At 63.7% G+C, this 15,375-nt stretch carries 15 protein-coding genes; 7 read left to right on the forward strand and 8 right to left on the reverse strand.

From position 1 onward, the window contains the following. Positions 1-19: 19 nt before the first annotated feature. Entirely contained in the window at positions 20-229 is a 210-nt protein-coding gene (locus FAZ11_RS25050; RefSeq protein ID WP_058773846.1) for a DUF6434 domain-containing protein, read from the forward strand. A gap of 23 nt (positions 230-252) precedes the next feature. Here FAZ11_RS25050 and FAZ11_RS19320 read toward each other — a convergent pair whose 3' ends face one another. Then, a complete protein-coding gene (locus FAZ11_RS19320; protein ID WP_081320062.1) occupies positions 253-1,776 on the reverse strand; it encodes an MFS transporter in 1,524 nt (507 codons plus the stop codon). Between the two features lie 139 nt (positions 1,777-1,915). On the opposite strand from FAZ11_RS19320, the gene FAZ11_RS19325 reads away from it, so the two are divergent. Continuing rightward, positions 1,916-2,776 carry a LysR family transcriptional regulator gene (locus FAZ11_RS19325; RefSeq protein ID WP_058773847.1) on the forward strand — a complete coding sequence of 287 codons (861 nt, stop codon included), beginning with the start codon at positions 1,916-1,918 and terminating at the stop codon, positions 2,774-2,776. Here FAZ11_RS19325 and FAZ11_RS19330 read toward each other — a convergent pair. The 4 genes from FAZ11_RS19330 to pdxR all read right to left on the reverse strand — a co-directional run bounded on the left by FAZ11_RS19330 (position 2,769) and on the right by pdxR (position 8,401). Next, positions 2,769-3,602 (reverse strand): hypothetical protein, encoded by an 834-nt coding sequence (locus FAZ11_RS19330; protein WP_240043620.1) that lies wholly within the window; start codon positions 3,600-3,602, stop codon positions 2,769-2,771. The genes FAZ11_RS19325 and FAZ11_RS19330 overlap by 8 nt on opposite strands. A gap of 1 nt (position 3,603) precedes the next feature. After that, the gene (locus FAZ11_RS19335) at positions 3,604-5,268 is read right to left on the reverse strand and encodes a hypothetical protein (protein WP_058773848.1); all 1,665 of its coding nucleotides are present in this window, start codon (positions 5,266-5,268) and stop codon (positions 3,604-3,606) included. A gap of 15 nt (positions 5,269-5,283) precedes the next feature. Then, a complete protein-coding gene (locus FAZ11_RS19340) occupies positions 5,284-6,753 on the reverse strand; it encodes an OmpA family protein (protein ID WP_137279464.1) in 1,470 nt (489 codons plus the stop codon). A gap of 229 nt (positions 6,754-6,982) precedes the next feature. Next, positions 6,983-8,401: a MocR-like pyridoxine biosynthesis transcription factor PdxR gene (gene pdxR, locus FAZ11_RS19345; protein ID WP_058773880.1), complete on the reverse strand. Its 1,419-nt coding sequence runs from the start codon at positions 8,399-8,401 to the stop codon at positions 6,983-6,985. 89 nt (positions 8,402-8,490) lie between these two features. Between pdxR and FAZ11_RS19350 the strand changes: the two genes are divergently transcribed. From FAZ11_RS19350 to FAZ11_RS19360, 3 genes are read left to right on the forward strand one after another with little or no spacing between them, the layout of a single operon-like run. Further along, positions 8,491-9,123, forward strand: a complete 633-nt coding sequence (locus FAZ11_RS19350) for an FMN-binding negative transcriptional regulator (RefSeq protein WP_058773850.1) — start codon at positions 8,491-8,493, stop codon at positions 9,121-9,123. A 14-nt stretch (positions 9,124-9,137) separates the two neighbouring features. Then, entirely contained in the window at positions 9,138-9,587 is a 450-nt protein-coding gene (locus tag FAZ11_RS19355; protein WP_058773851.1) for a GNAT family N-acetyltransferase, read from the forward strand. Continuing rightward, complete coding sequence (locus FAZ11_RS19360; protein WP_058773852.1) at positions 9,584-10,264, forward strand: GNAT family N-acetyltransferase; 681 nt, start codon at positions 9,584-9,586, stop codon at positions 10,262-10,264. Before FAZ11_RS19355 ends, FAZ11_RS19360 begins: the two co-directional genes overlap by 4 nt. 72 nt (positions 10,265-10,336) lie before the next feature. Here the strand turns inward: FAZ11_RS19360 and FAZ11_RS19365 are convergent, their stop codons facing one another. From FAZ11_RS19365 to FAZ11_RS19370, 3 genes are all read right to left on the reverse strand, one after another. Further along, positions 10,337-10,771, reverse strand: a complete 435-nt coding sequence (locus FAZ11_RS19365) for a CBS domain-containing protein (protein WP_058773853.1) — start codon at positions 10,769-10,771, stop codon at positions 10,337-10,339. A gap of 470 nt (positions 10,772-11,241) precedes the next feature. Next, on the reverse strand, positions 11,242-11,373 hold the full coding sequence (locus FAZ11_RS25235) for a hypothetical protein (RefSeq protein WP_257787160.1): 132 nt from the start codon (positions 11,371-11,373) through the stop codon (positions 11,242-11,244). Positions 11,374-11,865: 492 nt separating this feature from the next. Further along, complete coding sequence (locus FAZ11_RS19370; protein WP_058773854.1) at positions 11,866-12,915, reverse strand: AraC family transcriptional regulator; 1,050 nt, start codon at positions 12,913-12,915, stop codon at positions 11,866-11,868. Positions 12,916-13,088: 173 nt separating this feature from the next. Here FAZ11_RS19370 and FAZ11_RS19375 point away from each other — a divergent pair, with 173 nt between their 5' ends. Next, a complete protein-coding gene (locus FAZ11_RS19375) occupies positions 13,089-14,477 on the forward strand; it encodes a flavin-containing monooxygenase (RefSeq protein ID WP_058773855.1) in 1,389 nt (462 codons plus the stop codon). A gap of 12 nt (positions 14,478-14,489) precedes the next feature. Beyond that, positions 14,490-15,356, forward strand: coding sequence for an SDR family NAD(P)-dependent oxidoreductase (locus FAZ11_RS19380; RefSeq protein ID WP_058773856.1), 867 nt, complete (start codon positions 14,490-14,492; stop codon positions 15,354-15,356). Positions 15,357-15,375: the final 19 nt, after the last annotated feature.

The raw sequence follows: 15,375 nt of genomic DNA on the forward strand, positions 1-15,375 counted from the left end.
CAGCACAGGAGTTGGTCAGTTGAAAACGGATTGGCACAGCACCTCACTCACCCGCGCCACAGTGATCGACGAGAACTACAAAAGCACCCAGAACGTTCGGCGCTTCATGATCGAGGAATGTGGCGAAGCCTTTAGATTCGACCGTGAATTCATGGCGTGGATACGGAGCGATGCCCCCAAAACCCTGGGCGACGTTGTAGACGAGTGGAGGCGCCGGCATCCACGCTAGAATGTTCCGGCATCTCGACGGCGTTAGGCCTCGCCACCTGCCGTCGAACACTTCCGCTGCCCGCTCCCTACCGGGTGCAACAACAGAAAACTCAGCAGCGCGAAGCCGCAGGCGCAGACCGCGGCATAGCCGGTCACCCAACCGACTCCCTGGCCGAGCGCGGCGCGTGCCAGTGGCAAGGCGATCCCCTGGGCCTGGGCCAGTCCCAGGTTACCGGCGGCAATGGCCGCCGCCAGCGACTCACGTCCGCTGCCATCCAGCGTGGCCACCGCCGTAGCCAAATGGGCCGCGACGCCGCCGAGCAGGATGGCCCCCATCAGCGCGATATTCAGCGCCAGTGAGACAATCCGCGTGCTCATGTCCAGTCCCGAAGCCAGGCCGCTGCGCTCCGCAGGCAGGGCCGCCGTGGCCGTGTTGGTCACCGGGGTATTGGTCAGGCCCACGCCGATGCCGGCCAGCAGGCAGCCGGGTACCAGCGCGAGCACCTGGCCAGCACCCAGGATCACCGCCAGGCTGAGCAGGGCGAAGCCCAGGCCGATCAAGCCGAGCCCCAGAGGAATGACCCTGCCGGGACCGTGGCGCAGCAGCAGGCGCTCCGCCAATGGCGGTACCAGGACGGTGGGCAGGGTGTAGGCCAGCACCATCCCACCCGTGGCCAGGGCATCCAGGCCCAGCACGGCTTGCAGATAGAGCGGCAGATAGACGACGAAGGGCCAGAAGCTGAAATTCATGCCACTGGCGCCCAGCAGCGCACCACTGAAACGCCGGATGCGCAACACAGCGAAATCGAACATGGGCTGGGCCTGATATCGCTCGATGACGACGAAGAGCAACAGGCACCCCAGGCTTAGGCCCCACCCCAGCCACCCGACAGCAGCAGTGGCCGGCCCCTGGGTGATCATATAGACACAGCCGAACACCGCCAGTGACAGGGTGAGCATGCCGGCGAGGTCCAGGGACCGCGCCGCGGGAGTGGTCGATTCCTCGACCCCGCGCAAGGCGCAGGCAACGGTGACCATGGCGAGACCCACGTGGATCAGGAACACCCAGCTCCAGCTCGCCAGGGTCGCGAGTGCACCCCCGACGAGCGGCCCGAAACCGAGCCCGGCGCCGAAGACGATCCCCCACCAGCCGAACGCCCAGCCACGCTCGGCGCCCGTGGGGAATTGCTGCGACAGCAAGGCGATCTGGCAGGCCAGCATTGCCGCGGCGGCCAGCCCCTGCAGGAAACGCGCAACGATCAACGCAGGTGCAGTGGGCGCCAGACCACAGGCCAGGGAGGCCACACCGAAGACCAGAGTGCCCAGGATGAAGATGCGTTTGCGACCGAAGCGATCGCCCAATGTCCCCATCGCCATCAGCACCGCACTCATGGCCAGAGTGTAGGCGTTCATGACCCATTGCAGCTGCCGGAAGCTGGCCGGCAGGGCCCTTTCCAGCAGCGGCAGGATGGCGGGAACACTGGTGATCTCCAGGCCCAGCATCAAGGCCGCCAGGCAGATGGCAATCAGGGCCAGACCATTGCGGGACAAAGACAGATGCGGCATCGCGGCAAGATCTCCGAGCACTCACCAGTGAAGGCGCCCGACAAGGGTGATTCGATAGAGGTTGCGAACATGCCGCGCCGCGATTTATTTAACAATCGTATGGCTGGCTATTTCAGCGACAACAAAAAAGGATGATTGAGTGAAGAGTCTTGATGTCGATGCGGTGCAGGCCTTCGTCACCATCGCCGAGCTGCGCAGCTTCACCCGAGCGGCAGAAGTCCTCGGCTCGACCCAGGGCGCCCTCAGCGTCAAGCTCAAGCGGCTGGAAAAGCGCCTGGACGAACGACTTCTCGAACGGACGCCGCGCCAGGTGCGCCTGTCGGTCGGCGGAGAGCGCTTCCTCCCGCGGGCCCGGGATTTTCTCGCCGCCCACGAGCTGGCCCTCGCGGCCTTGAGCGACCAGCCGAGCCGCCGTTTCACCCTGGGCATCGCCATCCACCTCTTCGGTCCCGAGGTGCCAACTCTGCTGGCGCGGCTCAAGGCGCTCGATCCCTGCCTGACCCTGGAGGTCTCGGTGGACGATGCACCGGCTTTGCTGGGCGCCTACGACAAGGGTGAGTTCGATGCCGTCATCATCCGCAGCGACGACGATAGCCGGCAGGGCGAGGTGCTAGGCCCCGAACACTTCGGCTGGTACGCCGCGGCGGACTTCGCCCCGCGCCCCGGCGAACCCCTGCCCCTCGCCAGCTACCTGCCCTGTTGCGCCGTACGAGATTCGGCCAGCCGCCTGCTGGACACGGCCGGTATACCCTGGACCAACGTCTTCGTCGGCGGTACCTCGGCGGTCGCCGCGGCACTCGCGGCAGGCCTGGCGGTGGCCGCCTTTCCACGCCGACTGGCGACCGCCGCACTGATAGACGTCGGCCCTGCCCTGGGGCTACCCGCCATCTCCTCCCAGGCCATCGAGCTGCACTCGTCGCTGACCGATCCCCGCACCCGGGCAACGCTGAGAGCCATCACCGTGGCCTTCGGTGAGCATCGGCGCCTCGCGCCTACTTAAGATCCGTCGTCAGCTCCGGCGTACCGAAGCTGACGAGCGTCGCGTTGGAACGCTCGAAATAGCCCTGCCAGAAACGTTCGAGACTCTGCATTACCTTGCCTGAACGATAGGCCCCCTTGGCATCGTTACCAATCAGGCCGGCACCTATGACATAAACCCGTGCGCCCTGCAGTTGGGCAAACAGCTCCTTCTTTTCTACCTTGGCAAGCTCGGCTGCAGGGTCGATTACACGAATGCGGTTGGCTTGATAGAAGCTACCGAAGTCGCTGTTTTCCAACATATCGGATACCAGCAGAATGACCTGATTCTCACTGGGCTCCTGGCTTATATCCTCACCAATCTTTTTGAGGCTGACGAAGATTTCACTGCGCGAAATTTCCTCATTCGGCTTGCCGAAACTCTCGACGAATTGTTTACCGAAAGCCTTCTGGAAAAAGGCGGCCTGCTGTTGCAGGCAGGTATCGAGCTTTTTGAGGCTGACATTACCGATGCGATCCCGGACCTTGCCGACTAGAGGCTTTTCCAGGACGCCGGCAAACTGCAACTTCATATAGTTGTTCTGCAACAGGGCCGAAAACTGATAGAGCTTGATGCTGTCGCCTGGTTGCAGATATCTCAGGGTGTGCTCCCAGGCACTGCTTTTCAGCGCCTGAGGCATGTTGACTGTTTCATCGATGACCACTGTCAACGCTCGACCCGAAGCAGCCGGCTGTTCACTGGCCAATTGTGCATAGCTGTAACAGCTCGGCAGATCGTTACGTTCAGCCGCCATTACCGCAGGGGCCAGCAACAGGCCCACCATTGCCAAGGTTGCGGTCAGACGCATTTCACGCACCCTCTTTCTTGGCGCGCTTTATCGCCATCTGAACTTTTTGCTTGCTCAACAGAGCAGCATTGTCCAAGCCCAATTCTGCCCCGATGGCTGCCAGTTCTTCGGGAGAATACACAGTAAGGTCGCCCAAGTTGGCAATCAGCGTACTTTGATCCAGGCTAGCGGCGGCTGGTGCCGGTGCTTCAACGGTCGTGATTTCTGGCCGATCAGCTGCCGCTGCTTCCGCCGTGAGCGCTGCATTTTCAAGCGCGGCCCGTTCACGCTGTAGCGCTTGCTTCTCCTTGGCGTCATTGAGTTCCTGACGCATCCTCTTCAGCTCGTTGGCTGCTTCTTCCGCTTTCTTTTGTCGTTGATTTTCTTCGGACTGTCGCTGACTTTCACTCGCCTGCCGCTCCCTCTCGCCAGCGTAGAGGGCAAAACTGCGCCGCGGACCACGATCAGCACTGCCACCCAGGGAGTGACGATGCTCGATGCGTTCCTGCAGGCCGCTGAGTTTGGCCTCGGCATCTCGGGCAACTTGATCACGCTTACTTTGCTGATAAGCCGCGAACTCGCTGGCGCTGCTAAACCCAGAAATGTAACCCGCCGCCTCCCGTGACTGAGTACCGGCGAAGGAGCGGAAGACGCCGATCAAGACGCCAATGATCTGTACACCGATAAAGATGACCGACAGGATGAAGAAGGTAAGTTTGTAGGCAAAGATACGATCGCCTGCTACCTCACTGGCCGCACGCTGGTCGGCTGCTTGACCATCCGCTTTGGCCTCGCTGGGTAGCTGGAAGGGTGAGGCGTCAGGAGTGAACCCCGAGGTGCTGCCCGAAGCATAGGGCGAACCGTTCACCTGCTGAGTTTCCAATTCGTTGATCGTGGATGAGCGAATGAAGTAGGCACCAACAGCCAAGATCAAAATAAGTGCTGTGGCGATAATACTGGTCCACCACGTTGGGGAAACGCTGGCGTTGTGCTTCACCCGGTTGATGATGTGCAGGTACTTGGGCTCATCATCGTCAAGACCGGTATGGTCCAAATCAACTTTCGCATTGGCCTGCAGATCCTTGGCGTTGTTGTTGCGTCGAGCTTGCCGATGCCATTCGCGCGCCTTGCTGATCAGACCGTTGCGGTGGATTTCAGCCCCCATGAGGTGCGTAGCAGGAACCAGAATGGTGCCGATGAGAAGGGAAATGATGACGGCCGAAAACTCTGCCTGATTAGCCGAGATGTTATTGGCGATGAAAGGGGCAAGCACCAAGGCGAAGATGAACGCTTCGAGGACTACGAGAAAAATACTGGCGACCCAAAGGGGCAAGCCCGTCGGCTTGCGGCCTCGCTCTTCTACTTTATTCAGATAATTCGCGCACTTGTCATAGAACGCCGCATCCTTATTTACTCTCGCATAGTAGCGATAATAGTTAGCACAGAGATCACGCTCGACAGTGTACCAAGCCGCGCCTCCTGCATCGGAGCTCTGCGTCAAGTCACGCTTAGGCGCCCTTGCTACAAAACCCACAACAGGCAGACCCATTTTTATATTGAGGAAGAAATATTTTACTTCATGCCACCAGCGGATAATCACGACAACCAAAACCAACAAACTGACCAATGGCCAAATTGCGTAGCGATAGGCGGCCAATGCTGTCGTTAATGTGTCGAAGAGTTCCATTTTTCGTTCCCCAGATCAGCCGCGCACTGGCGCGTAATTAGCTATATAAGGCATGGCGCCATTGTCGTAGAACAGGTCGCCATCGATACTTTTATCGCCCGTCTTTTTGATCACCACATCAATACAACTTACCGGTGCCTGCTCGGGCTTTTCCAAGAATACTCGGTAGAGAATGGCGTCTTCGCCTTCATAGGTATTGGCGACAGCCGCGTAGGCAGCGCTTGGTCCACCCTTGTTCTTTTCATAGTCCTGGGTGATGAAGACTTTAGGATCCTTCACCAGCGCGGCGTTATCTTGCAATACGGCAACCGGCGACAGGGTGACGAGATGGCCGTTGACCAGGCCAGCCCAGGCGCGCCCGTTCATGCCCGGAAGGTACTCGCGCGTGGCGTGTTCCGACAGCGCCGCGCCGGTGGCGAAGCTTTTGACCTCGCCACTGATGCGTGGGGCATCCTGCTGGCAACTACTCATGGGCATCTGGGCATAGGCGCTGGAGATCAGCGCGAATCCACCACTTTTTGGGCGCAGGACCTGACCAAGCTTCCAGGCTCCGCCATCAACCGGCTGACCACCAAAATCTATTTTTGCCAGGCTTTGCTTCTCTCGCCGAGGAGCCTCGGACTCAACCGTCTTGGCAGGCTGCGAAGAGCTTGCGGCGACAACCGGCTTTTTACCTTTGGATTTGGTCACCGACTCCGTGGCGGTGCCGTGGGCCAGATACTTGGCGTTGTTCTTTTCCGCGTTGATGCGCTTGACCAGCATCGCTTGGTCGTTCAATTCGACGATCTCGACGCGGCGGTTCTTGCCGCGCTCGAGCGGATCGCTGTTGTCGGCGATAGGACGTGAGGCGCCAGCACCCTGGAAGTACATGCGGTCTCGCGAAATGCCCTGTTCGACCAGAATGCTCGCCACCGCGTGTGCCCGCTGCTCCGACAACACCTGATTGATGGCCGGTGTGCCGGTGGCATCGGTGTGGCCAACGATGAGAATGGGCGTGGCCTCCTTGCCGACATAGGCACTGGCCAACTTGCCGATCTTGCGGCGGCCTTCGTCATTGAGCTGGGCACTTCCTACGGGGAACATGCCTTCATCGGCAATCTGGGCTACCAGCCCCGCCTCTTGCGGAGCGGCCGAAGGGGTAGCTACCGCAGTTTGCAGCGTCTCGACCTGTAGCGAAATCCTTTCCTGCTCAGCAATCTGCTTGAGTCGTTCGAGGCGATTTTTGTACGCCAGGGCGGCACCACAACCAACCGAGGCGCCAACCACGGCACCGGCGATCATCGTCGCTCCGTTCCCCTTGGCCAAGGCGGCGGCGGCAACGCCGGTAGCGGCACCGAGAAAGCCACCGGCAAGGCAGTTGACGGTACGGCTCTGGCCACTGGAAAAATTATCGACGGTAGCGCAGCCGGTGATACCAAGAGAAATGGCGACGGCCAGCGCGGTAATGCGCAGTGGCCGGGAAAGAGGCGAACAAGACTGACTCACTTAAGTGACTCCTGGTTACTGAAAAAAACGGATAACCAGGATGAAACGACCTCTGATGTTTCATCCATGAAATCGCTAGATCCCAACCTAACGGGCTAGAACGATGGATTATATCGCGGTATGGCGCCTGGCAAGCGAAGCCGAATTACAGTCACCGCAATGACTCGAGATCAGAAGCGTGTTGGATAAGCCTAGGCGCGCTCATAGATGACGCTATTGTCCCTGCTATTCACGCACCCCAAACCTCACGCAACCTCTCCAGCGCCTCGCCGATCCGCACCTCCGGCACCGCCGCGAAGCCCAGCACCAAGCCGGCGCGGGCGTCGGGCGGGGTCGGGCCTTCGGGTAGCCAGTAGCGCGACAGTGGATTGAGTTCCACCTTGACCGCCGCCGCCTGGGCCACCAGCTCGGCTTCGCGGGCCAGGCTTTCCACCGGCAGGCAGAGGTGCAGGCCGGCCACCGGAACGCCTGGCGGGGCGCAGCCGGGGACTTGGGGCCAGCCGGCCAGCAACGCATCGCGGCGCGCACGGGCGGCGCGGCGCATACGGCGGATGTGGCGCTGGAAGTGGCCTTGCTCGATGAAGTCGGCCATGACCGTCTGGGTGGCGCTGTCCAGATGACGGATGCCGGCCCGCTGCAGGGCTAGGAGTTCCGGCACCAGGGCCGGTGGCGCGACCAGATAGCCCAGGCGCAAGCCGGGAAAGGCGATCTTGGAGAAGGTCCCGACATAGAGCACCCGGCCGTGGCGATCCAGCGCGGCCAGGGGCGCCAAGGGAGCGCCCTGGTAACGGTATTCGCCGTCGTAGTCGTCCTCGACGATCCAGCCATCCACCTGCCGCGCCCAATCCAGCAGCGCCAGGCGCCGCGGCAGGGAGAGCACGGCACCGGTGGGATACTGGTGCGACGGCGTGACATAGACCAGTCGGCAGTCCCGCTGACGGGCCAACTGGTCCACCACGAGCCCCGCATCATCCACCGGCACGCCTTGCAACCGTGCCCCGCCGCTTTGCAAGGCCAAGCCCGCGGCGCGATAGCCGGGGTCTTCCATTGCCGCCAACCCCCCAGGGGCCAGCAACAGCCGGGCACACAGCTCGATGGCCTGCTGGGCGCCCGTGGTGATCAGGATCTGCTCGGGCGTGCAGACCAGCCCACGCGCCTGGCGCAGGTAGGCGCAGAGCAGTCGCCGCAGTCGCGGCTCGCCGCCAGGCGCGCGATAACCCAGCAGGGCCGCCTCTGGATGGCGCCAGAAGCGCTGTTGCAGGCGTGCCCAGGTGGCGAAGGGAAACAGATCCATGGCCGGAATGCCGACCTGAAAGGCGCGCGGTGTACCGGACGGCGCGTTGGCAGGGGCTGGTGGCGCCACCGGTGCCGCGCCGGTATGACCGGACAGCGCCTGGGTCGCGCCGGCGACATAGGTGCCATCGCCCAAGTGGCTGTCGAGGAAGCCTTCTGCCAGTAGTTGCTCATAGGCGGTGATGACGGTGTTGCGGGAAACGCCCAGCAGCCGCGCCAATTCGCGACTGGCCGGCAGCCGCACGCCGGCGGCCAGTTCGCCGGCCAGGATGCGTCCACGCAGCCCCTGATAGAGCTGGCGCGCCAGGCCCTGTCCAGGCTCCAGCAACAGACCCGAGGGATCGAAACCCAGCATCATTGGCACCCTGAAAGTCGCGGGAATTGGCTCTTACAGGGAGCCAAAGCCGACCTTAGCATGGCGAGACACCGCTGGAGATCTTGCTGATGTACCCCAATCCCGCCTTCCGTCTCGACGACCTCCCTGCCTTGCACCGGCACCTGCAGGCCCATGCCCTGGCGCTGCTGGTAAGCCAGACCGCGGCCGGTCCGCTGGTCAGCCACCTACCGTTCTGGCTCGACCCGAGCGAGGGCCCCTGCGGCACCCTCTACGGCCATCTGGCCCTCAGCAATCCCCAGGCGCGCGCCCTCGCCGAGGAGGGCCGGGTAGTGGCGGTGTTCCAGGGGCCCCAGGCCTATGTCAGCCCGTCCCTCTACCCGAGCAAGGCCGAACATGGCCGGGTGGTGCCGACCTGGAACTACCAGGCCGTGCACGCCCGGGGAACGGTCGAGGTATTCGACGACCCCGAGCGCCTGTTGCCACTGCTGGAGCGCCTCACCGCCCAGCATGAAGCCGGGCGTCCCCTGCCTTGGCAGGTCGCGGACGCACCGGCGGATTACCTGCAAGGCATGCTGCGCGCCATCCGCGGCCTGCGCCTGCCCATCGACAGCCTCCAGGGCATCGCCAAGCTCAGCCAGAATCGCAACGCCGCCGACCGCGAGGGCGTCCGCCGCGGCTTGGCCGCCAGCGACGCGCCGAGCGATCAGGCGCTGGCCGAATTGATGACCTCTCCCTCCTGAACCCGGAGCCAGCCATGACCATCCGCCCACTCACCCCAGCCGACCACGCCGCCTGGCGTGACCTCTGGCAGGCCTACCTGGCCTTCTACGAAACCGTCTTGCCGGAGACCACCTACGCCCGCACCTGGCAACGCCTGCTCGAGCCGAGCGAACCCATCCATGGCGCCCTGGCCTGGGACGGGGAGCAGCCGCTGGGGTTGGTGCACTTCATCTACCACCGCTCCTGCTGGCTCGAACAGGATGACTGCTATCTACAGGATCTCTATGTCGCCAAGGATCAGCGCGGCAGTGGCTTCGGTCGCGCCTTGATCGAGCATGTCTACGCGCAGGCAACCGCCAACGGCTGCGACCGGGTGCACTGGCTGACCCAGGAGACCAACTATCCGGGGCGCCAGCTCTACGACCGCATTGCCACCCGCTCCGGCTTGATCGAGTACCAACACCTACTCAAGGATCGCTCATGACCGCCCTCGACTGGACCCCTGCCCGTCCCCCGCAGCCTCGCCCACTTCAAGGCCAGTACGTACGCCTGGAGCCCCTCGATCCGGCGCGCCATGGCGCCGATCTCTGGCTGGAGCTGCAGGCCGGCACCCACGCCGACCCTACGCTGTGGCAATACTTGCGGCATGGCCCCTTTGCCGATCAGGTGGCATTCGAGACGTGGCTACGACAACTCCTGACCACCCGGGACCCGCTCTTCTTCACCGTGATAGATCCCGACGACGACGCGGCACTGGGCATGCTCGCCTTGATGAGCATCGATACTGAAAATGGCTGCATCGAGATCGGCAACGTGGCCCTGGGCGTGCGTCTACAACGCTCGACACTGGCGACCGAAGCCTTCTACCTGCTGATGCAGGAAGCCTTCGCCCTGGGCAATCGCCGGCTGGAATGGAAATGCGACGCCGCCAACGCCCGCTCGAAACGGGCCGCCGAACGCCTGGGCTTCCGCTACGAAGGCCTGTTCCGCCAGCACCGGGTGGTCAAAGGACTTAACCGCGATACCGCCTGGTTCAGCCTGCTGGACCGTGAATGGCCGACCGTGGACGCCGGCTTCCAGCGCTGGCTGGCCGCGGAGAATTTCGATAGCGAGGGCCGGCAACGCAGCGCCCTGGCCGTAGCCGCCGCCTCGGCCGTCTAAGCCGCTAAGGTAGCCGAAGGGGGACGCGCGAAGGAGGAGGCCAGCGCCGATCAGCGCTGGCCCGACGCAGGCTCACTCGCCGCGGATATAACCTTCCAACTGGCGGATCAACGCGGCCTGCTCGATCATGGTTTCTTTGACCAGGTCACCGATGGACAGCAAGCCGATCAGTTGACCATTACCCATCACCGGCAGGTGGCGCAGGCGGTGCTCGGTCATCAGCGCCAGGCACTCGGCGACCGTCTGCTGCGGCAGGATGATGATCACCGCAGCGGTCATGATGGTGCTCACCGGAGTGGCATAAGAGGAGCGTCCCTGCAGCACCATCTTGCGTGCATAGTCCCGCTCGCTGACGATGCCGACCAGTTCGCTGCCCCGCACCACCGGCAGAGCACCGACGTTCTTGTCCGCCATCAGTTGCAGCGCTTCGAGGACCGAGGCCTCCGGCGTGGTGGTGTAGACCGCTTGCTGAGTTTTGGCGGCGAGTAACTGGGCGACGGTTTTCATGAGTGTTCTCCTGAGGGAAGGCGAGCGTGACCGGAAGCGCCTGGCCGGGCCAGTCAGCCGATTACATCAGTCCAATTGAAGACTCTTATCGTCCGAACGACGTCGATCCCGCCACCGACGCCATGCTCGGGCCAGCGGGAAGTCCACGGTCAATAACACTAGCACCGCCGGCGCCCGAGCGCCGTCCCAGACGAAGTTCAGCAGCACGCCACCACCCGCAGCATCCGACCGAAGGCGTGGGTCGGCAGCCAGGCGATAGTGGGGGCGCTCGCTAGGCCCGCCGCGGCCAGCGTCTCGTCTTCTCCCGCATGCGGACGGTCTCGCCGAATCGAATAGCTCGCCGGTCAGGCCCGCGGAAAGGCGCCGTGATCAGGAATGAGGATGTCCGCACACAAGACGCGCGCCTGGACAGGGACGCAGAGGAAGAGCAGCGGCAAGGGCCGAATGGCCCTTGTCTGGCCGGCAATGACTCAGTGAGCGGCGTGCACCAGGGCACCGCGAGGACGCTCGGGCTGGGCCTCGAGCGGACGACGTTCGGCAGGCTGGTCGAGCAACTTGTCCAGCAGGCCACGCAAGGCGCGTTTCTTGAGATCTTTCAGCATCGCGAATCCTCCCAGGATCGTTATAGCCTTGGCTATATTAAATAGCAGACCCTATCGGAAGGTGTTAGTGCTTTTTATCAATCAGAGAAATAGAGGCGACCTAAACACCGCCAAGCCCAAGGACTGACGTGGAGGGAAAAGCCCGCGACAAAGGCTCTAGTGTGGTGTTTCAGAAGTTCGCGCAAGAAGTGGCGAGTGATTTTTGTTCATGGGCTAGGCGCCGCGACGAGTCATAGCAGGGCTATGGCGAGGAGTGGCAACGACGTCCATGGACAAAAAGCGCCGCCAAAATTGTGTAGTTAACTTCTGAAACACCACACTAGGTTCTGTACGAAAAATGCCTGCGCTCGGTGATGCTTCGTTGAAAAAGGCTTCGGAATGCTCATTTACCGCTCGTAAACTCGTTCGCGAGCCCGGTCCGCTTCCTCAGCCTTTTTCGCGGGGCCGCCTAGGCCTCGCCTGACCGTCGCTCGGCGACTTTTCGTACAGAACCTAGTCCTCTTCGTTCAGCCGAGTCCTCAGCCGTCGACGCGCCTCCTGTGGCGTCACACCCGTCCAGCGCTTGAAGGCGCGGCGGAAATTGCGCAGGTCGCCAAAGCCGGTCTGGAAGGCCACCTCGGTCAGGGCCAGGTCTTCGCGACCGAGCAGCGCCAACGCCAGGCCGCGACGGGCTTCGTCGAGCAGCGCCTGATAGCTCGTACCCACTGCCTCGAGCCGGCGCCTCAGGGTCCGCTCGCTGAGATTGAGCGGCGCGGCCAGTTGCGCCAGGGTCGGCGGCGTATCCAGTCGCTTGCACAGCTCGCGCTGCAAGCCCTCCACCAGATCCGTCCGCAACGGATCGAAACCGGCGGTCGCCTCCAAGAGCTCGACGACCTCGGCGGCCACGGCGTCGTCACGGGTCGCCAAAGGCAAGGCCAGCCAGGCGGCATCGAATTCGATGGCGGTAACCGCCGCGGTAAAGCGCACCGGACACTGGAACAACGCCGCATAGCGCTCGCCGTGCGGCGGCGCTGGATAGTCCAGGCACAGGGCTTGCGGCAGGAGTGCCGTTCCGGTCAGATGCCGGGCGATGCTCACCACGCTGGCCAGACCCTCTTCCATGTAGAAGGCGGTCACCGCCGGCTCGTGGAAACGTGGCGTCAGCAGCAGCCGTACCGACTTGGCCTCCTGTTCCAGACCATAGTCCAGCATGGCGCCGGCCTGCCGTTGATAGTGCAGGCCCAGCGCCAGGGCCGCTCCCAGGGTGGCGCAAGCCTGCATGCCAAGACCGACCAGACCGAGCGAAACGGTGGTCTGGCGTGCCCCCACGGCCAATCCCAGGCCATCGTCTCCCAGTTGCGCCAGGCAGCGCCTGACCAGCAGATAGCCCTGCCGGTGCGACAATCGAAAGCCCGGTCGCTGCACATCGGCCGGGGTGAATCCCAGGCCGCGGCAGAGTCGCTCCACGTCCCCCTGGCGGTCAGCCGCCACTCGCAGCAGCAGGCGAGATACCTGGGGCGGCGCCGAAGCACGGGAAAAGCGCGGATCGACCGGGTCCGGCATGGCGACACTCCACGGGCGTGAACGTACCCAGACGTTAACGCAGCGGCGTCCGGGCGGAAATGCCCAGGTAACGGCTGTCCGTTTCGGCCCCCCTCGCTGGCCGCTGTCACCCTGCCGCGGCCCCTCGCCCAGTCGCTAACGTCTGTCTGGACCCCCCATTCACGGAGACCAGCATGACCGACGACCTCCCCTATCAGGACTGCGGCGAACGCATTTGCATCGTCGGCGGTGGCCCGGGCGGCCTGTGCATGGCCCGCGCCCTCAAGCGTCGGGGCCTGGCCTACGACCAGTTCGAGCGCCACAGTGACTTCGGCGGCGTCTGGGACCTGGATAACCCCGGCACGCCCATGTACGAATCCGCTCACTTCATCTCGTCGCGAGACCTCTCGGGCTTTCTCGACTATCCGATGCCCCGCACCTTTCCCGACTATCCCAGCAATCGCCAGATCCTCGATTACCTGCGCGCCTTCGCCCGCACCTTCGGCCTCTACGCCCAGGCCCGCTTCAACACGACCGTCGAACGCGTCGACAAGGATGCGCAAGGCCGCTGGATCATCACCCTGGACAGTGGCGAGCGCCGCCGCTATCGGGCATTGATCTGCGCCACCGGTTGCAACTGGGACCCCAACCTACCGGAGATTCCGGGCCACTTCAGCGGCGAGATCCGCCATGCGGTCAGCTACCGGCGCGCTGCGGAATTCCAGGGCAAGCGGGTGCTCATCGTCGGCGCTGGCAATTCCGGGGCGGATATCGCCTGCGACGCCGCCGCCAACGCCGAGCGCGCCTTCATCAGCCTGAGACGCGGCTACCATTTCATCCCCAAGCACCTCTTCGGCGTGCCGGCGGACGTCTTCGGTGAACGCGGTCCACGTCTGCCGCTGTGGCTGGAACGGCCGCTGTTCCAGGGCCTGCTGCGGCTGCTGCAAGGCGACCTGACCCGCTTCGGCCTGCCCAAGCCGGACCATCGCCTGTTCGAAAGCCATCCGCTGCTCAACAGCCAACTGCTGCACCACCTGCAGCACGGCAATATCCAGGCGCGTCCGGACGTCTCCCACTTCGAGGGCGACCAGGTGGTGTTTCGCGATGGCAGTCGGGAAACCCTCGACCTGGTGCTCTATGCCACCGGCTATCGCTGGAGTTGCCGCTACGCCGCCGACTACTTCAGCTGGCAGCACGGGCGACCACAGCTCTATCTCTCCATCTTCAGCCGCCAGCACGCCAACCTGTTCGGCATCGGCTACCTGGAGACCAATTCCAGCGCCTACAAGCTGTTCGATCAGGAGGCCCATCTGATCGCTTGCCACCTGGCCGACCAGCGCCAGCGCCCGCACCAAGCTCGCGAATTCCAGGCGCTGATCCAGCGGGACGATCCGGATCTCTCCGGCGGCATCCGCTTCGTCGACTCGCCACGCCACGCCGTCTACCTGGAGGTGCACGCGCTGCAGACCTACCTGCGCCAGTTGCGCCGCCGACTGGGCTGGTGCGAGCTGGCGCCGGGCTATTTCGATCCCCTGCGCCAGGCGCCCGAGTCCCTGCCAGCCAGCCTACCCACCCCGTCCTGAGCGAGCCCGCCCATGAACGATGTCATCCTGATCACCGGAGCCGCTGGCGGCATCGGTCAATGCCTGGCGCGGCAACTCAGCCACCGTCCGGTCCAGCTCGTGCTGGTGGACCGCGACGCCAGGGGACTCGCCGCCCTGCGCGCTGAACTGGGCGAAGCCATCCTGACCTACGCTGCCGATCTCCGCGACGAAACCCAACTCGCCGCCCTGATCGACTTCGTCCAGCAGCGCTGCGGTCGCCTCGATGCCCTGGTCAACAATGCCGCCATCGTCCACGTCGGCCCCCTGACCGAGCGCAGTCCGGCCAGCATTCGCCAGGAGCTGGACATCAACCTGCTCGCGCCCCTGCTGCTCTCGCGCCTGGCCATCCCCCTGCTCCAGCGTTCGACCAATGCCCGGCTGGTCACCACCGTCTCCTTGGCGGGGATCTTTCCCACCCCAGAAAGCCCCATCTATTGCGCCAGCAAGTTCGGCCTGCGCGGCGCCATGCTCGCCCTGGCCCAGGATCTCGCGCCCCAGGGCATCCGCGTCTGCTGCGTGCTGCCGTCGGCCACCGATACCCCGATGCTGCGCCACGAGGCCATCGCCGGCGGCAATGCGCTGCAATTCATGGATCCGCCCCAGTCACCCGAGACGGTGGCGCGGCTACTGGTCCGGGTGCTGGATCGACCCCGCCTGGAAAGCGCCCCGCGTGTCGGCGAACTCTGGCTGAGCAGGCTGGCGATGCTGGTGCCTGGCCTGCTGCCCCGGCTGTTACCCTACTTTCAGCGCCGCGGCGAGCGCGGCCTGCGCCGCTATCTCACCGATCTGGAGCAGCGCGGCCTGGCCGAACGCCACGAGGGTGCCTGGCGCCTGCGCCAAGACGGGCGGCCGGACTAGACTTTCCGCGGCCACAAAA

The sequence above is a fragment of the Pseudomonas rhizoryzae genome (genome assembly GCF_005250615.1).
GTDB lineage: Bacteria > Pseudomonadota > Gammaproteobacteria > Pseudomonadales > Pseudomonadaceae > Chryseomonas > Chryseomonas rhizoryzae.

Coding starts and splice junctions, on each gene's coding strand:
- FAZ11_RS19320 (WP_081320062.1), bottom strand. CDS start 1,776: ATGCCGCATCTGTCTTTGTCCCGCAATGGTCTGGCCCTGATTGCCATC.
- FAZ11_RS19330 (WP_240043620.1), bottom strand. CDS start 3,602: ATGCGTCTGACCGCAACCTTGGCAATGGTGGGCCTGTTGCTGGCCCCT.
- FAZ11_RS19335 (WP_058773848.1), bottom strand. CDS start 5,268: ATGGAACTCTTCGACACATTAACGACAGCATTGGCCGCCTATCGCTAC.
- pdxR (WP_058773880.1), bottom strand. CDS start 8,401: ATGCTGGGTTTCGATCCCTCGGGTCTGTTGCTGGAGCCTGGACAGGGC.
- FAZ11_RS19350 (WP_058773850.1), top strand. CDS start 8,491: ATGTACCCCAATCCCGCCTTCCGTCTCGACGACCTCCCTGCCTTGCAC.
- FAZ11_RS19355 (WP_058773851.1), top strand. CDS start 9,138: ATGACCATCCGCCCACTCACCCCAGCCGACCACGCCGCCTGGCGTGAC.
- FAZ11_RS19360 (WP_058773852.1), top strand. CDS start 9,584: ATGACCGCCCTCGACTGGACCCCTGCCCGTCCCCCGCAGCCTCGCCCA.
- FAZ11_RS19365 (WP_058773853.1), bottom strand. CDS start 10,771: ATGAAAACCGTCGCCCAGTTACTCGCCGCCAAAACTCAGCAAGCGGTC.
- FAZ11_RS25235 (WP_257787160.1), bottom strand. CDS start 11,373: ATGCTGAAAGATCTCAAGAAACGCGCCTTGCGTGGCCTGCTGGACAAG.
- FAZ11_RS19370 (WP_058773854.1), bottom strand. CDS start 12,915: ATGCCGGACCCGGTCGATCCGCGCTTTTCCCGTGCTTCGGCGCCGCCC.
- FAZ11_RS19375 (WP_058773855.1), top strand. CDS start 13,089: ATGACCGACGACCTCCCCTATCAGGACTGCGGCGAACGCATTTGCATC.
- FAZ11_RS19380 (WP_058773856.1), top strand. CDS start 14,490: ATGAACGATGTCATCCTGATCACCGGAGCCGCTGGCGGCATCGGTCAA.